The sequence below is a fragment of the Enterococcus sp. 6D12_DIV0197 genome (genome assembly GCF_002174385.1).
In the GTDB taxonomy this organism is placed as follows: domain Bacteria; phylum Bacillota; class Bacilli; order Lactobacillales; family Enterococcaceae; genus Enterococcus_D; species Enterococcus_D casseliflavus.
Map to the genome: position 1 here is coordinate 1,404,732 of NZ_NIBN01000001.1, position 14,315 is coordinate 1,419,046.

Genomic DNA, 14,315 nt, shown 5'->3' on the forward strand with positions numbered 1-14,315 from the left:
AGCGAAGAGGATTCGTTTCTTAAACCGTCAAAATATGCTAGAGTATAGAAGGAATAAGGAGGAGATTTCATGATTTTTGATTCTCATACACATTTGAATGCAGAACAGTTTAACGAAGACATTCCCGAAACGGTCGCCCGTGCGCAAGAACTAGGAGTAACGGAGATGGCGGTCGTCGGTTTCGATCAGCCAACGATTGAAAAATCGTTAGCATTAAGCAAAGAATATCCTGGCATTTACAGTATTATCGGTTGGCATCCAACCGAAGCTGGTTCTTATACCCCACAAGTGGAAACCTATTTGCAAGAGCGCTTGGAACAACCAAAAGTCGTTGCCCTAGGTGAAATCGGTTTAGACTATCACTGGATGGAAGATCCGAAGGAAGTTCAAGAAAAGGTCTTTCGTCGGCAAATGGCGATCGCCCGTGAACATCAGCTGCCTATCAGTATTCATACCCGTGAAGCCTTAGAAGATACCTATGCGATTTTAAAGGATGAAAAAGTCCAAACGATCGGCGGCATCATGCACAGCTTTAGTGGGGACGGCGAATGGGCGAAAAAGTTCTTGGACCTAGGAATGTATATTTCCTTTAGTGGTGTCGTGACCTTCAAAAAGGCGACGGAGGTACAAGAAGCTGCGCAAGTCGTGCCACAAGATCGGCTACTCGTTGAGACTGACGCGCCTTATTTAGCCCCTGTTCCTTATCGTGGCAAGCGCAATGAACCGGGCTATACTCATTATGTAGTGGATAAAATCGCGGAGCTGCGGCAAGAAGCGGTGGCTGATGTTGCGGCCTACACGACAAAAAATGCCCATCGCTTGTTTAGGATCAATGACTAATAAACCGAAAATCGAAGAAATCATTGTTGTCGAAGGCAAAGACGACACCCGCCGATTGCAAGAAGTGTTCGATGTAGATACCATCGAGACGATCGGTTCGGCGATCGATGACACGATCCTTGATCAAATCGAGCACGCCCAAGAGACACGAGGGGTTATCGTGTTTACCGATCCCGATTTTTCGGGAGAAAAGATTCGCAAAATCATTATGGAAGTCGTTCCTGATGCCAAGCATGCCTTTTTACCGCGCAGTCAGGCAGCACCGAAAAGCAAGGGCAGTTTAGGCGTGGAACACGCCAGCCATGAAGCGTTGAAAGAAGCCTTGCGAAAAGTCGTAACCCCGATTGCTTCAAATGAAGTCAGTGAGGGGACCATTGATCGGCAACAGTTGTTAGCGTATGGCTTGATCGCAGGGGCTGGAGCGAAAGAGAAACGAGAGCGGTTGGGGGATCTTTTACGCATCGGCTATACGAACGGCAAACAATTAGAGAAGCGGCTGACAATGTTTCGTATCACCGATGCAGAGTTGGCAGAAGCAATGAAAATAGTGGAGGAAGAATTGTGAAGGAAGAACGGGATATAGCAACCCCCTCAAGAACCAAAGAGATTTTAGCGAAACATGGCTTTACCTTTAAAAAAAGTTTAGGGCAAAACTTCTTAACAGAACCGAATATTTTACGGAAAATCGTAGAAACTGCAGGCATCGACGAGACGACAAACGTCATTGAGGTTGGTCCTGGAATCGGTGCGCTGACCGAACAGTTGGCAAAACATGCCAAGCAAGTGTTGGCGTTTGAAATTGATGATCGGTTGATCCCAGTGTTAGCCGACACAATGCAGCCATATCAAAATGTGAAAATCATTCATCAAGATGTCTTGCAAGCAGATCTGGCAACGACCATTCAGTCAGCATTCAGCGATACGGCTGCTTCATTAAAAGTTGTCGCAAATTTGCCTTACTACATCACTACGCCAATTATGATGCACTTTTTAGAGTCTCAGGTAAAAGTAGATGAAATGGTCGTGATGATGCAAAAAGAAGTGGCAGATCGAATCTCAGCAGTTCCCGGGACTAAAGCCTATGGCTCGTTGTCGATCGCTGTGCAATACTACATGGAAGCAAAACTGGCATTCATCGTCCCGAAAACCGTTTTTGTGCCCCAACCGAATGTTGATTCGGCTATTTTGAAATTGACGCGTCGATCACAACCAGCAGTCGCAGTCACCGATGAAAAAGAGTTTTTCAAATTAACGAAAGCAGCCTTTCAGCTGCGTCGTAAAACCCTTTGGAACAATTTGCAAAATAGCTATGGAAAAGATGAAACAACCAAACAGTGGTTGGCAGACAGCTTAGAAGCAAGTGGGATCGATCCGAAACGACGTGGAGAAACGCTGTCGTTAGCGGAATTTGCCAAATTAAGCAATGAAATGCAAGCGCGTAAAGGATAACTTCAATATAAACGGATGTTGAATAAACATTCGTTTTTTGTGTCTTGACACCTCGTGGAAATACCAGTAGAATAAGCAAGACAGAACTGTCATGACACATTGAAGGAGAGAGTATAAATGAAAAATCATTCCATCCGCCATTTAACGATCGCTGCATTGTTGATCGGCATGGGGATCGTCATTCCCATGGTAATGCCCAAAATCGTCATCGGACCAGCATCTTTTACCTTAGCTAGCCATGTGCCCGTCTTTGTGGCGATGTTCTTTTCACCTGCGATGGCGATCGCGGTAGCTTTAGGAACGACCTTTGGCTTTTTCTTAACACTGCCACCAATCATTGCTTTACGGGCATTGTCCCATGTTGTTTTTGCCGTCATCGGTGCCTTTTATTTACAGAAGCACCCAGATATTTTACTGAAGAATGGCAAACCCTCTTTATTGAATATCAAATTTCAGAGCTTTAACTTGATTATCGGACTGATCCATTCTGCCGTAGAAATGGCAGTCGTTGCCGCCTTTTACTTCACAGGAAATGTACCAGGGACCGCATTCGATGGTAATTTCTACTATTTCTTGTTCGTTTTGATGGGGATCGGCGGTTTGATCCATAGCTTGATCGATTTCAATTTGGCTTATTTTGTTGCAGGTGCCTTAAGCAAACAATTTGATATTCGTTCGTTTTCGAAAGCAAAAGGACGCTTTATTCAGAAACAGAAGAAAGCAGCATAAGCGCCAGTTTGAATAGACCCGCTGCCTAAACGGGTCTATTTTTTTGTGTTTAGATTAAGAAAATACTCCTTCCTAAAAAGTTTATTATAGTGAAATAATAAACAGAAATAAGTTATAATATACAAGAGGAGGAAGTAGATGAAGAAGAAAAAGTTAAAACGGTTACTTTTAGGTATGTTCGTCTTGATGCTCTTCTTTCTGCTGATTTTTTATGACAGTAAGAACGGGCAGTCCCCCTTTGAAAAGATAGAGGATGAATTGACACTAGCACTTTCGGATGAAGAACAAACACCAGAGCCTGAATACAGTGAGGTTATTCAATTGGATGTTCCGTTAGAAAATCAATTCGATGAAGTGGCGTTAGGGAACGGCTGTGAGGTAACGGCTTTATCGATGCTCTTGAATTTTTACGGATTTGATACCAATAAAAATCAATTGGCGGAAGAATTAGCGTATGTCCCGCTTTATGAGGATTATTATCACCATGGAGATCCACGAGAAGGCTTTGTTGGAAACATCTATGGCGGCGATAGCGCGATGGGGGTTGACGTAGAACCGATCACCGATGTCGCCGAAAGGATTGTAAAAGAGCAATACGAAGTCATTAGTGGACGAGACAAAAGCTTTGATGAGATCGTCAAAGTACTACAATCTGGGAAACCAGTTTGGATGATTGCGACGTTAGAATTACAAGTACCGACCGATGCTGATTTCTTTCAATGGAATACCCAAAATGGTGAAATTCTTGTGACGGCATTGATCCATTCGGTGGTGATCACAGGCATCGATGGTGAGACGATGTATGTCAACGACCCTTATGGGCATAAGGATCGTGAAGTCAGCAAAGAAGACTTAGCAACGATCTATGAAAAAATGGGTCAGCAATACTTATATTTAGAAGAAATCTAAGAAAAACCCCTAACTTTCCGTTGACAGTAAATGAAAAAACAATTATAATTTTTTAAAATTAAACAAAGAAATCGATAACGTTGAAGAGAAGAGTAGCAGATCAACAAAGGTACAGAGACTCCGGTTGGTGAAAAAGGAGACATGCGGTGATCAGTGAAGATGAACTCTGAGTTTTTTTGTTGGTTCACGCCAGCAAAACGGCATGCGCCCGTTACAGCGCCAAGTATCATAGTGTACTGTTGAGGTGTTATTTGTGAGAATAGCACGAATTAGGGTGGTAACGCGCATCAAGTCGTCCCTTTTATCCGTAAGGATAAAAGGGCGGCTTTTTTTGTTTTTCACAGCGGAAACTATTCGCCTTCTCTTCAACAAGAAATTTAACTGTAAGGAGTTGAAGCAATGCCGATCATTATTCCCAAAGAACTACCCGCTGCAGCGGTCCTGCAAAAAGAAAATGTCTTTGCCTTACTGCAGCATAAAGCGGCGAAACAAGAGATTCGTCCCTTGAAGATCGCAATCGTCAATTTAATGCCGAAAAAGATCGCCACAGAAAATCAATTGCTGCGCCTGCTTTCCCAAAGTCCGCTGCAAATTGAAGTAACTTTACTGAAAATGAAGTACCACGAAAGTAAAAACACGTCTGTCGATCACATGGAAAAGTTCTATCAAGAATTCTCAGTGATCCAGTCCCAACGATTCGACGGCTTGATCATCACTGGTGCCCCTGTTGAAAAAATGGCCTTTGAAGCCATTGATTATTGGCAAGAACTGCAAGAGATCATGGATTGGAGCCAGACGAATTGCACTTCAGTCCTGCATATTTGTTGGGGGGCACAAGCTGGTCTTTATTACCATTATGGTATCGACAAAGTGTTGTACCCAAGCAAATTGTTCGGTGTCTTCGAACAAGCAGTCACGCATTTTCATCCGCTCGTTCGCGGTTTTGACGACGTCTTTTATACGCCCCATTCGCGCTATACTGGCATCGATGAAGGCCAGCTCGCCCAGGCGCCTTTAGAAATCTTGGCAGCGGGTGTTGAAACAGGGCCTTCCATCTTCGTATCAGAAGATCATAAAAATGCCTTCTTGCTAGGGCATTTTGAATACCACACAACGACCTTGAATGAAGAGTACTTGCGAGACATGGAACGGGGCTTAGCTACCGCATTGCCCAAAAATTACTTTGCCTATGACCGTTTAGGCGGTAAAATTACCAACCATTGGCGGGGACATGCCTCTTTGTTTTTCAGCAATTGGATCAATGAAACCTATTTGCGAACGCCGTATGACCTGTCCGTCACGCCGACGAAAGAAGGTTACCGAATTGGCAGTGAGCCAGAAGGTCGGGTGAGTATCAATGACGATTGAGCATTTTCTCTCCCACTATGCTAGACAGCGAAAAGGCACTGATTCTTTAAAATGGGATCTTGTGGATCAACGGTTCCAAGGAGAAAAGCTTTTGCCTTTATGGGTAGCTGATATGGATTTTGCTGCGCCAAAGGCAGTGGAAGAAGCCTTGCAGCAACTGGTTGCTCAAGGAACCTTTGGCTATGCGATTCCCCCCTCAGGCTATTTTTTAGCCTATCAAGCTTGGCAAGATCGCCACTGGGGGACGAAATTCGAAGAAAAATGGCTCTCGTTTTCCACAGGGGTCGTCCAATCTTTGGTTGATTTGCTTCATTGTTTCACAGAACCAGACGATGGCATCTTGATCCAGCCGCCCGTCTATTATCCCTTTTTTGACAGCATCAAAGAGACGAAAAGGCGCTTGATAGAAGCACCCTTGCAAAAGGTGGGGAATTCTTATCAAATCGATTTTGCTGCTTTTGAAGCCAAAATCATTGAAGAAAAAGTGAAACTATTTATTCTCTGCTCCCCTCACAATCCAGTAGGGCGGGTCTGGCAAGAGAAAGAACTGCATCAGTTATTGGCCATTTGCCAAAAACATGAGGTTGTCGTGATCGCCGACGAGATCCATCGTGAGCTGATACTCGGTGAGCAGCAATTTGTTTCAGCCGTGACAGTGGCACAGGGGGTCGGCTTTGAGAAGCTGATCGTTCTGGATTCGCCCTCAAAAACCTTCAACTTAGCAGGATTATTGCTCTCTCATGTTTGGATTCCTGTTTTAGAGATGCGTAGAGCCTATGAGGAGTGGTGCCGACAATACAAGCAGACGGAAGTCAATCGTTTGGGATTGGTGGCTGCGAAAGCCGCGTATGAATCGGGGGATCAATGGCTAGCGGACCTGCTTTTGGTGATTGCTGCCAATGAACAAATGGTCCGCCAGCAACTGCAAGCAGCATTTCCCAAAATTGAGCTCCTGCCATTAGAAGGAACCTATCTTCTCTGGGTGGATCTGCGGCAAGTCATTGCCAAAGAACGAACCAAGCACGTGATCCAAGATACTGCCGGTCTGGCAGTCGACTATGGGGAATGGTTTTCACAAGGCGGTCAGGGCTTGATTCGTCTGAATCTTGCGACAACACCGACGATCATTCAAGAAGCCCTTGATCGCATGATCGAGGCAATCAAAAAGGAGGAACGACATGACGATTGATACAGCAACTTTTCTGGCACAATTAGGCAATCATTCGGATCAGCAAACTGGGGCGATCAGCCCACCGATCTATCTTTCCACGACCTTTGCTCATCCTGAGTTAGGGCAAAGTACAGGCTATGATTATACCCGTACCAAAAACCCGACCCGTGATATCTTAGAAGCAGGTCTTGCTGAATTAGAAAAAGGAGCTCGGGCAGTAGTGACCAGCTCTGGCATGAGTGCGATCGCTTTGATTTTTGACTTATTTACCAGCGGGAGTCGCTTTTTGGTTTCTCGTGATTTGTATGGCGGCAGCTTTCGCTATTTTGCGGAATTGGAAAAAAGCCAACGGGCATTCTTTGATACCTTCAGCACTGTAACAGAATTAAGTGAAAAACTAACTGACGAGGTAACGGCTGTCTTTTTAGAGACCCCAACGAATCCTTTGATGACCGTGACGGATATTGCTGAAACCGCCAAGCTTGCTCACGACCATGGGTCGCTACTGATCGTAGATAATACCTTTTTGACGCCGTTACGGCAGTTGCCCTTAGAAGAAGGCGCGGATCTGGTGATCCATTCAGGCACCAAGTTCTTATCAGGTCACAATGATATTTTGGCTGGCGTCGTCATCGCCAAAGATGCGCAAGTAGGGGAGCGCTTGAATTATTTAGCTAATACTTCAGGCCCGACCTTGAGCAGCTTTGATACGTGGTTATTTATCCGAAGTTTAAAGACGCTGCCGTTGCGCTTTGAACGGCAAGAAGCCAACGCCAAGGAAGTTGGCCGCTTTTTACGAGCCCATCCGGCGATCAAAGAGGTGTTGTACCCAAATGCAGGGGCGATGATCAGTATTCGGGTGCTTGATGAAACCAAAATCAGCGGCTTTTTAGCGGCATTAAAGGTCTTTACCTTTGCGGAAAGCCTGGGTGGTGTGGAAAGTCTCATCACGTATCCAACGACACAGACCCACGCAGATATTCCTCAAGAGGTACGAGAATCTTATGGATTGACGCCGGATCTTTTACGGATCTCCATTGGGATCGAAAGTAGTAAAGATTTGATCGATGACTTAGAAAATGCACTGAAGATATTCAAATAACCCAACCACAGATCAGCTAGTGAAAAACTTACTTTTGTAGAGTAATTTTATTGACAGTTTTAGTTGTATAGGATAAAGTTACACTACATATGAATAGTGAGTCCGATGTTTTCGGTTGACGGCAACAGGGATTAACCATTTCTCCTTTGAAAAAGTAGGTTGTTTTGAGAAACAGAGGGGAAATTGGTCTAGTTGGGCCATTCGACAAGGAAATAGGACGATTGATCTGAGGAGGGAACAAAAGGGGAAAAAAGGGATGAAAAGAAATGTAGTAAATGTGTTGACGACAGGAGTGATTGGGCTGCTTGCCTTGTTTAGCTTGGCTGCCTGTGGCACCAACCAAGCGGATGAAGAAACGACCGTCGTCAAATTAGGTGTCGTTGGCGAACAAAATGAAGCCTGGGAACATGTGCAGGAAGAATTGAAGGAAAACGAAAATATCGACTTGCAACTGGTGAAGTTCACCGATTATCGCCAACCAATCGTCGCACTAGAGGATGGGTCAATCGATCTTCACGCAGCATTGACGGAAATTTTTATGGATAATGTCAACGAAGAAAGTGGTTATTCCAACACGACGATTGCGTATACGACATTAAACCCACTTGGTATTTATTCCGATAAAATCACTGATGTCAGCGAATTGGCAGATGGTGCTACGGTGGCTTTACCCAATGATGTGTCAAATGAAAGCCGCGCACTATTACTCTTACAAACGGCTGGTTTGATCACTTTGGATGAATCAAAAGGGTTACTGCCAACAACCAGTGATGTCACTGAGAATCCCAAAGCCTTGAAATTTGAGCTGCTTGATTCCAATCAAACGGCTCGGGCAATGACCGATGTCGACATCTCTTTGATCAACAACGGCATGGCAGTCGATGCTGGCTTGGTTCCTACAGAAGATGCGATTTTCTTAGAACCTGTGGCTGATTCCTCCAAGCCTTATTATAATGTGATCGCTGCGCGAGCAGACGAAGCAGACAATGACGTTTACCAAACGGTCGTTCGATATTATCAGACCGATGAAGTAAAAGCAATCATCGAGGAAGTAACAAAGAAATCTAGTATACCTGTATGGGAATAGAAAGTTAAAAACGACTATTACTATATAGGAACAGGAAGTAGGATGGAAAAATGATCAATTGGAAAAAAGGTTTAGCAAGTGTTGCCGTCGTTGGACTAGGATTTGTTCTAGCAGCCTGCGGTGGATCAAATACAGAAGAAACGTCAACCAGTAGTGCAGCTGGAGCTGGGGATGATTCAACATTCACTTATGCGATCAGCGGGGACCCATCGTCCACTAACCCGATCAACACCAGTGATCGTTGGGGATTGACAGTGACAAACATGATCTATTCTCCACTAGTTACAGTGGAAGCAGACGGAACAACACAAAATGCGTTGGCAGAATCAGTGGAACCAGCTGAAGACGGCCTTTCATTGACAGTACATTTGAAACAAGATGTGAAATGGTCAGATGGCGAAGACTTTACCGCCGATGACGTTGTTTTCACATATGAACAAAAAGTCAAAAAAGAAAATGGCAATGCCGATTCCCTTTGGGTCGACGACCAACCAATCGCGATCGAAAAAGTGGATGAATACACCGTCAAATTCGTGTTGCCGACACCGAGTGCGGCAGCGATCAGCAATATTGCAACCGAAACATACATCATTCCCGAGCATATCTTTAAAGATGTTACCGACTTCTCTGTCAGTGAACTGCCTGAAAAACCAGTCGGCACTGGTCCGTATCAACTGAAAGAATACAAACGTGGTGAGTACTTTACTTTTGAAGCCAATGAAAACTATTATGGCGGCAAGCCTTCGATTCAAAATGTGACGTTGCGCATCATCGAAAGTACCGATACTGCGAAAGTCGCTTTGCAAAAAGGGGAAGTGGATGCAGCCGTTGTCTTGCCTTCAGATATTGAAGATTTAGATGATGAGCAGATCTCTGTTTATCCTTATACTGAAAACCGTGTCGGTTATCTAGGCTTGAACACTCACTCAGATGCTTTGCAAGATGTGAAAGTTCGACAAGCAGTTCTCTATGCGTTGAACAAAGATGAATTAAATCAAGCGGCGTATTTAGATGAAGAGTATTACGCAACACCATATTCATTCTTGCCACCAAACAATCCATACGTTACTGATGATGTTGAAAAATATGAGACGAATGCTGAAAAAGCAAAAGAACTTTTACAAGAAGCTGGGGTGACTGATTTGTCATTGAATTTGGCTTTCAACTCAACCGATCCAGCCCAAACGATCCAAGCTACGTTGATCCAACAACAATTGCAACAAGCAGGCATAACGGTTACACTTGAAGGTGGCGATGGTACAGCGATCTTTACCGAGTTGAAGAAACCTGATTCAACGAAGTACAACTTATTCCTTGGTGGGTATATCATGGGAAATGACCCTGACTTATACGGCAGTCTATTTGAAACTGGCGGTAGTGCCAACTACTTCCAAAGCAATAGCGAAACCATTGACAATTTGTTTGCCCAAGCAGCAGTTGAATTAGACACGGACAAACGTGAAGCATTGTATGATGATTTGCAAAAGGCCATTGCTGACGAAGCGATCATTTACCCAATCGTTGACAACAAGAAAATCCTAGCGGTCAATAACCGAATTGGTAATGTAGAAGATGCAGGTTTGATCCCAATCTATACATTCGAAGATATGTCTAAATTGACAATCAAGTAAATCCATTGGCTGTGATAAAGAGGAATCTTTTTTATCACAGCTTTTTTCTATGAAAAAGAAAGTAGGTCAGTTATGTTTCGATATATTGCAAAACGAGTATTGCAAGCAATCCCTTTGCTATTTGTGATCTCTTTTATCGTATTTTCACTAATACATATCGCCCCGTATGATGTGATCGATTCCATCACGACACCGAATATGTCACAAGAGCAAATCGATCTGTTGCGGCAGCGATATGGCTTGGATCAACCCTTTTTGGTTCAATATTTTCTTTGGATCAGAAATGTTCTTACTGGTAATCTTGGCTTTTCGTTGGTTTCTCAAAGCAGCATTTCACAAGAACTTGCGACTCGGATCCCGAATACGATGCGGCTAGTGATCCCTGCATATTTGACGGCTTTATTGCTGGCGATCATTTTAGGTCTGTTAGCCGCTGCCAACAAAGGAAAGATTTGGGATCGGATCATTGACGCTGTAGCATCTCTAGGGATCGCCGTGCCGACCTTCTGGTTTGCGATGATCTTGATTTATGTATTTGGTTACTTATTGAATATGTTCCCGATCATTGGCATGTATACAGTCGGCAAAGAAGGGGATTTTGGCGATTTTCTGCAGCACTTTATTTTGCCTTATATCACATTGACTGTCGCCTTCTTCCCAGATTTGACAAGGTATATTCGGGCATCAGCGACTCAGCAAGTATCAGAAGACTACGTGATGGTGCAACGGGCATTCCACGCCAGCAAATGGCAGATCTTCAGTCGTCACATTAGTCGCAATATTTTGATTCCCGTTGTCACCCAAATCGGCTTGGCGTTACCGATGTTAGTTACCGGTGCGATCATTACAGAAACGATCTACGGCTGGCCGGGCGTCGGACCTTACTTGATGAGTGCAACGAAAAGCCTCGATTATCCTGTGATCATGGCGATCATGCTGCTGTCAGCAACACTGGTCATCTTAGGGAATTTGTTAGCGGATGTATTATATTCCGTGGTTGATCCACGTATCCGTAAAGGAGGGAGCAAGTAATGAAACGTTTCAAAAAAATCAGTGAAGTCATGCTTGCTTCGCCCATCTATACTTTTTCTGTCGTTTTCTTGACGTTATTGGTCGTGTTATCGCTCGTTGCGCCTTTGATCCCGATCGATCCCAATGCAACGGATGTCAGCAACATGTCACAGCCACCGAGCTGGGCTCATTTGTTTGGGACCGATGAAGTGGGCCGGGATTACTTTATTCGGGTCGTCTACGGCGGTCGGGTGTCCTTGTTTGTAGGTGTGTTGGCAATGATCACTGCGACGTTTATCGGGACCCTTGTCGGTCTTGTTTCTGGCTACTTTGGCGGATGGATCGATAACTTGCTGATGCGGCTCGTCGATGTGTTGTCATCAATTCCTTGGCTGGTGTTAGTGATCGTTTTGAGCGTCTTTTTACGTCCTGGACTAACCACGATCATTATTGTGATCGGCGGGTTTTCATGGATGAACATCGCTCGTTTGATTCGGGGTGAAACGTTAGCAGCGAAAGAACGGGAGTATGTTGCTTACGGGAAATTTATCGGTCGTTCTTCATTCAGTATTATCGTGAAGCATGTTTTCCCAGCAGTACTGCCAACCTTGATCGTTGCGGCATCCGCAAGTATTTCTGGGGCGATCATGACCGAATCAGCATTGAGCTTCCTCGGATTAGGCATTCAGCAGCCGATGGCTTCGTGGGGCAGTCTGTTGCAAAATGCGCAAAACAGCTTGCAGCGGGCACCATACATGGCGATCCTTCCAGGGCTCTTTGTTATTTTCACCATCTATTCCTTCAACAACATCGGCGACATGATCAAACATGTCTTGCAAAGGGAGGTGTGACCGATGAAGACAGAATTGTTAGCGATCGAAGCGTTGAATGTGACGTTTCACAGCAAAACCGGTCCGAAACCGTTAGTCAAAAAGCTGGATCTAGTGATTCCAAAAGGCAAAGTGGTTGGGATCGTCGGCGAATCTGGTAGTGGCAAAAGTATGACCATGAAAAGTGTCATGGGTCTTTTGCCTGATAAGGTGACCGATCACTATGCCAGTTATACATTTGAAGGAGCAGCAGTGACCGATCGTCGAACATTACCGATCGCCATGATTTTTCAAGACCCGATGACTTCGTTGAATCCTTTGCGTACGATTGGCTATCATTTGATCGAAGTGATTCGCCGCTCACAAAACGTATCGAAAAAAGCAGCTCAAGAAATCGCCGTCAAAGAGTTAGAAAAAGTCGGCATACCTTTTCCAGCACAACGTATGAAACAATATCCCCACGAGCTATCAGGAGGGATGCGTCAGCGGGTGATGATCGCCATGGCTTTATTGGCGCAACCGAAATTACTGATCGCAGATGAACCGACGACGGCTTTAGATGTGACGATCCAAGCACAGATTTTGGCATTGATCAAAAACCTGCAAAGAGAGAACCAGCTTTCCGTCGTCCTTGTGACCCATGACTTTGGGGTCGTTGCAGGAATGTGCGACTTTATTAAAGTGATGTATCAAGGTCGAGTCGTGGAAGAAGGCACCACAGAAGAAATCTTTTATCAACCTGCGCATCCTTATACGAAACAATTATTGCAAGCGGCCCATTTAGGCGACAAGCATGCCGAATTAAAAGTCTTTGACTATCATGAGACATTGGCAGATGAGTTGCAAGAAACGCAGTTATCTAAGACCCATCGCGTTTGGCGCAATCAGGAGGTGACAGAATAATGGAAGAACTGATTCGCGTAGAACATGCGACGAAAACCTTTCGCAGCAAAAACTGGCGCGGCACTGTCAGTGAAGTCCGAGCGGTCGAAGATGTCAGCCTAACGATCCATCGGGGCGAGACATTGGGGCTAGTAGGGGAATCTGGGAGTGGGAAAACCACTTTAGGACGCAGTATTTTAAATTTAGAGACCTTAACAAGCGGGGAGATTTTCTTCGAAGGCAAAGAGCTAACAGCATTGACGGCAGAAGATCGCAAAGCAGCGTATCAGCAAATGCAGATCATTTTCCAAGATCCGTATTCATCATTGAATCCCCGCATGACGGCACTTGAACTGGTGATGGAGCCGTTGTATCATGAAACGAAAGATGCTGCCCGAGTGAAAGCCAAAGAAATCTTAGCGATCGTCGGGATCACGGGTGATGATGTCCATAAACTGCCCCGCAGTTTCAGCGGCGGACAAAGGCAACGGATCGGCATCGCTCGTGCGGTGGTCAATCGCCCGGCGTTCGTCTTGTGTGATGAACCGACCTCGGCATTAGATGTCTCCATTCAGGCTCAGATCATCCAATTGCTGCTGCGTCTGCAAAAAGAGTTTTCGTTGTCTTATTTGTTCATTTCCCATGACTTGTCCGTGATTCGTCATATCAGTGACCGAACAGCCGTCATGTATCAAGGGAAATTAGTTGAATTGGCACCCACCGACCGTTTGTTTGACAATCCGCTGCATCCTTACACGAAGAAATTATTAGCAGCAGCGCCGATCGCTGATCCTGTTTTAGCAAGAGGTGCGATGGAACAAACGGAGATTCAAAGCACGATTACTTTGACACCATTGTATGAATGGGTCGAAGTTGAACCAGATCATTTTGTGAGGAGAGAAAAACGATGACAGTAGAAACATTGACGATCCATCAAGGAAGCGACAAATTTGAAATGACGACCCCAACTGGCAATTGGGTATTAGCACGGGAAAAAGGCTATTCGCCAGTCCAAATGCTGGTGAGTGCGGTCGCTGCTTGCGGCGGCTATGTATACGCATCCGTCCTAGAGAATTCAAAAATCACAGCAGAAATCGAAAAGATCGAAGTCAGCTATGACCGGGACGACAACAAAAAAGCCCAACCAGTCAGTGCCATCCACATTCAGTTTTATGCGAAAATCGCTGAAGCCGACCATGACAAAGCGACCCGTTGCCTAAAACTCGTTTCACCAAATTGCCCCGTGATCCAATCATTAGATCCAGCGATCGAAGTGACGGAAACGGTGACGTTTATTTAATCGAAA

15 protein-coding genes are annotated in these 14,315 nt (G+C 44.9%); all 15 read left to right on the forward strand.

All coding sequences use genetic code 11. The features are described from left to right. Nucleotides 1-69: 69 nt before the first annotated feature. Nucleotides 70-840, forward strand: a complete 771-nt coding sequence (locus tag A5867_RS06560) for a TatD family hydrolase (protein ID WP_005225534.1) — start codon at nt 70-72, stop codon at nt 838-840. After that, nucleotides 833-1,405: a ribonuclease M5 gene (gene rnmV, locus A5867_RS06565; protein WP_016608225.1), complete on the forward strand. Its 573-nt coding sequence runs from the start codon at nt 833-835 to the stop codon at nt 1,403-1,405. Before A5867_RS06560 ends, rnmV begins: the two co-directional genes overlap by 8 nt. Further along, a complete protein-coding gene (gene rsmA / locus A5867_RS06570) occupies nt 1,402-2,289 on the forward strand; it encodes a 16S rRNA (adenine(1518)-N(6)/adenine(1519)-N(6))-dimethyltransferase RsmA (RefSeq protein WP_005225536.1) in 888 nt (295 codons plus the stop codon). Before rnmV ends, rsmA begins: the two co-directional genes overlap by 4 nt. 117 nt (nt 2,290-2,406) lie before the next feature. After that, entirely contained in the window at nt 2,407-3,018 is a 612-nt protein-coding gene (locus A5867_RS06575) for a hypothetical protein (RefSeq protein ID WP_005225537.1), read from the forward strand. A gap of 138 nt (nt 3,019-3,156) precedes the next feature. Beyond that, the gene (locus A5867_RS06580) at nt 3,157-3,927 is read left to right on the forward strand and encodes a C39 family peptidase (protein WP_087627169.1); all 771 of its coding nucleotides are present in this window, start codon (nt 3,157-3,159) and stop codon (nt 3,925-3,927) included. Between the two features lie 399 nt (nt 3,928-4,326). Then, on the forward strand, nt 4,327-5,295 hold the full coding sequence (metA, locus tag A5867_RS06585; protein WP_087627170.1) for a homoserine O-succinyltransferase: 969 nt from the start codon (nt 4,327-4,329) through the stop codon (nt 5,293-5,295). After that, complete coding sequence (locus A5867_RS06590) at nt 5,285-6,484, forward strand: PatB family C-S lyase (RefSeq protein ID WP_087627171.1); 1,200 nt, start codon at nt 5,285-5,287, stop codon at nt 6,482-6,484. Before metA ends, A5867_RS06590 begins: the two co-directional genes overlap by 11 nt. Next, complete coding sequence (locus A5867_RS06595; RefSeq protein ID WP_087627172.1) at nt 6,474-7,568, forward strand: aminotransferase class I/II-fold pyridoxal phosphate-dependent enzyme; 1,095 nt, start codon at nt 6,474-6,476, stop codon at nt 7,566-7,568. The genes A5867_RS06590 and A5867_RS06595 overlap by 11 nt, the downstream gene beginning before the upstream one ends. A gap of 256 nt (nt 7,569-7,824) precedes the next feature. Next, nucleotides 7,825-8,655, forward strand: coding sequence for a MetQ/NlpA family ABC transporter substrate-binding protein (locus A5867_RS06600; RefSeq protein WP_087627173.1), 831 nt, complete (start codon nt 7,825-7,827; stop codon nt 8,653-8,655). 50 nt (nt 8,656-8,705) lie between these two features. Continuing rightward, on the forward strand, nt 8,706-10,286 hold the full coding sequence (locus A5867_RS06605; protein WP_016613557.1) for an ABC transporter substrate-binding protein: 1,581 nt from the start codon (nt 8,706-8,708) through the stop codon (nt 10,284-10,286). A 72-nt stretch (nt 10,287-10,358) separates the two neighbouring features. Further along, nucleotides 10,359-11,318 (forward strand): ABC transporter permease, encoded by a 960-nt coding sequence (locus tag A5867_RS06610; protein ID WP_002307597.1) that lies wholly within the window; start codon nt 10,359-10,361, stop codon nt 11,316-11,318. After that, nucleotides 11,318-12,148, forward strand: coding sequence for an ABC transporter permease (locus A5867_RS06615; RefSeq protein WP_087627174.1), 831 nt, complete (start codon nt 11,318-11,320; stop codon nt 12,146-12,148). Before A5867_RS06610 ends, A5867_RS06615 begins: the two co-directional genes overlap by 1 nt. A 3-nt stretch (nt 12,149-12,151) precedes the next feature. Continuing rightward, nucleotides 12,152-13,030 carry an ABC transporter ATP-binding protein gene (locus A5867_RS06620; RefSeq protein ID WP_087627175.1) on the forward strand — a complete coding sequence of 293 codons (879 nt, stop codon included), beginning with the start codon at nt 12,152-12,154 and terminating at the stop codon, nt 13,028-13,030. After that, entirely contained in the window at nt 13,030-13,920 is an 891-nt protein-coding gene (locus A5867_RS06625) for an ATP-binding cassette domain-containing protein (protein ID WP_087627176.1), read from the forward strand. The genes A5867_RS06620 and A5867_RS06625 overlap by 1 nt, the downstream gene beginning before the upstream one ends. Then, entirely contained in the window at nt 13,917-14,309 is a 393-nt protein-coding gene (locus tag A5867_RS06630) for an OsmC family protein (RefSeq protein ID WP_010747810.1), read from the forward strand. The genes A5867_RS06625 and A5867_RS06630 overlap by 4 nt, the downstream gene beginning before the upstream one ends. Nucleotides 14,310-14,315 lie beyond the last annotated feature (6 nt).

Coding starts and splice junctions, on each gene's coding strand:
- A5867_RS06630 (WP_010747810.1), top strand. CDS start 13,917: ATGACAGTAGAAACATTGACGATCCATCAAGGAAGCGACAAATTTGAA.
- A5867_RS06590 (WP_087627171.1), top strand. CDS start 5,285: ATGACGATTGAGCATTTTCTCTCCCACTATGCTAGACAGCGAAAAGGC.
- A5867_RS06615 (WP_087627174.1), top strand. CDS start 11,318: ATGAAACGTTTCAAAAAAATCAGTGAAGTCATGCTTGCTTCGCCCATC.
- A5867_RS06560 (WP_005225534.1), top strand. CDS start 70: ATGATTTTTGATTCTCATACACATTTGAATGCAGAACAGTTTAACGAA.
- A5867_RS06610 (WP_002307597.1), top strand. CDS start 10,359: ATGTTTCGATATATTGCAAAACGAGTATTGCAAGCAATCCCTTTGCTA.
- A5867_RS06625 (WP_087627176.1), top strand. CDS start 13,030: ATGGAAGAACTGATTCGCGTAGAACATGCGACGAAAACCTTTCGCAGC.
- A5867_RS06575 (WP_005225537.1), top strand. CDS start 2,407: ATGAAAAATCATTCCATCCGCCATTTAACGATCGCTGCATTGTTGATC.
- A5867_RS06600 (WP_087627173.1), top strand. CDS start 7,825: ATGAAAAGAAATGTAGTAAATGTGTTGACGACAGGAGTGATTGGGCTG.
- rnmV (WP_016608225.1), top strand. CDS start 833: ATGACTAATAAACCGAAAATCGAAGAAATCATTGTTGTCGAAGGCAAA.
- A5867_RS06595 (WP_087627172.1), top strand. CDS start 6,474: ATGACGATTGATACAGCAACTTTTCTGGCACAATTAGGCAATCATTCG.
- A5867_RS06620 (WP_087627175.1), top strand. CDS start 12,152: ATGAAGACAGAATTGTTAGCGATCGAAGCGTTGAATGTGACGTTTCAC.
- A5867_RS06605 (WP_016613557.1), top strand. CDS start 8,706: ATGATCAATTGGAAAAAAGGTTTAGCAAGTGTTGCCGTCGTTGGACTA.
- metA (WP_087627170.1), top strand. CDS start 4,327: ATGCCGATCATTATTCCCAAAGAACTACCCGCTGCAGCGGTCCTGCAA.
- A5867_RS06580 (WP_087627169.1), top strand. CDS start 3,157: ATGAAGAAGAAAAAGTTAAAACGGTTACTTTTAGGTATGTTCGTCTTG.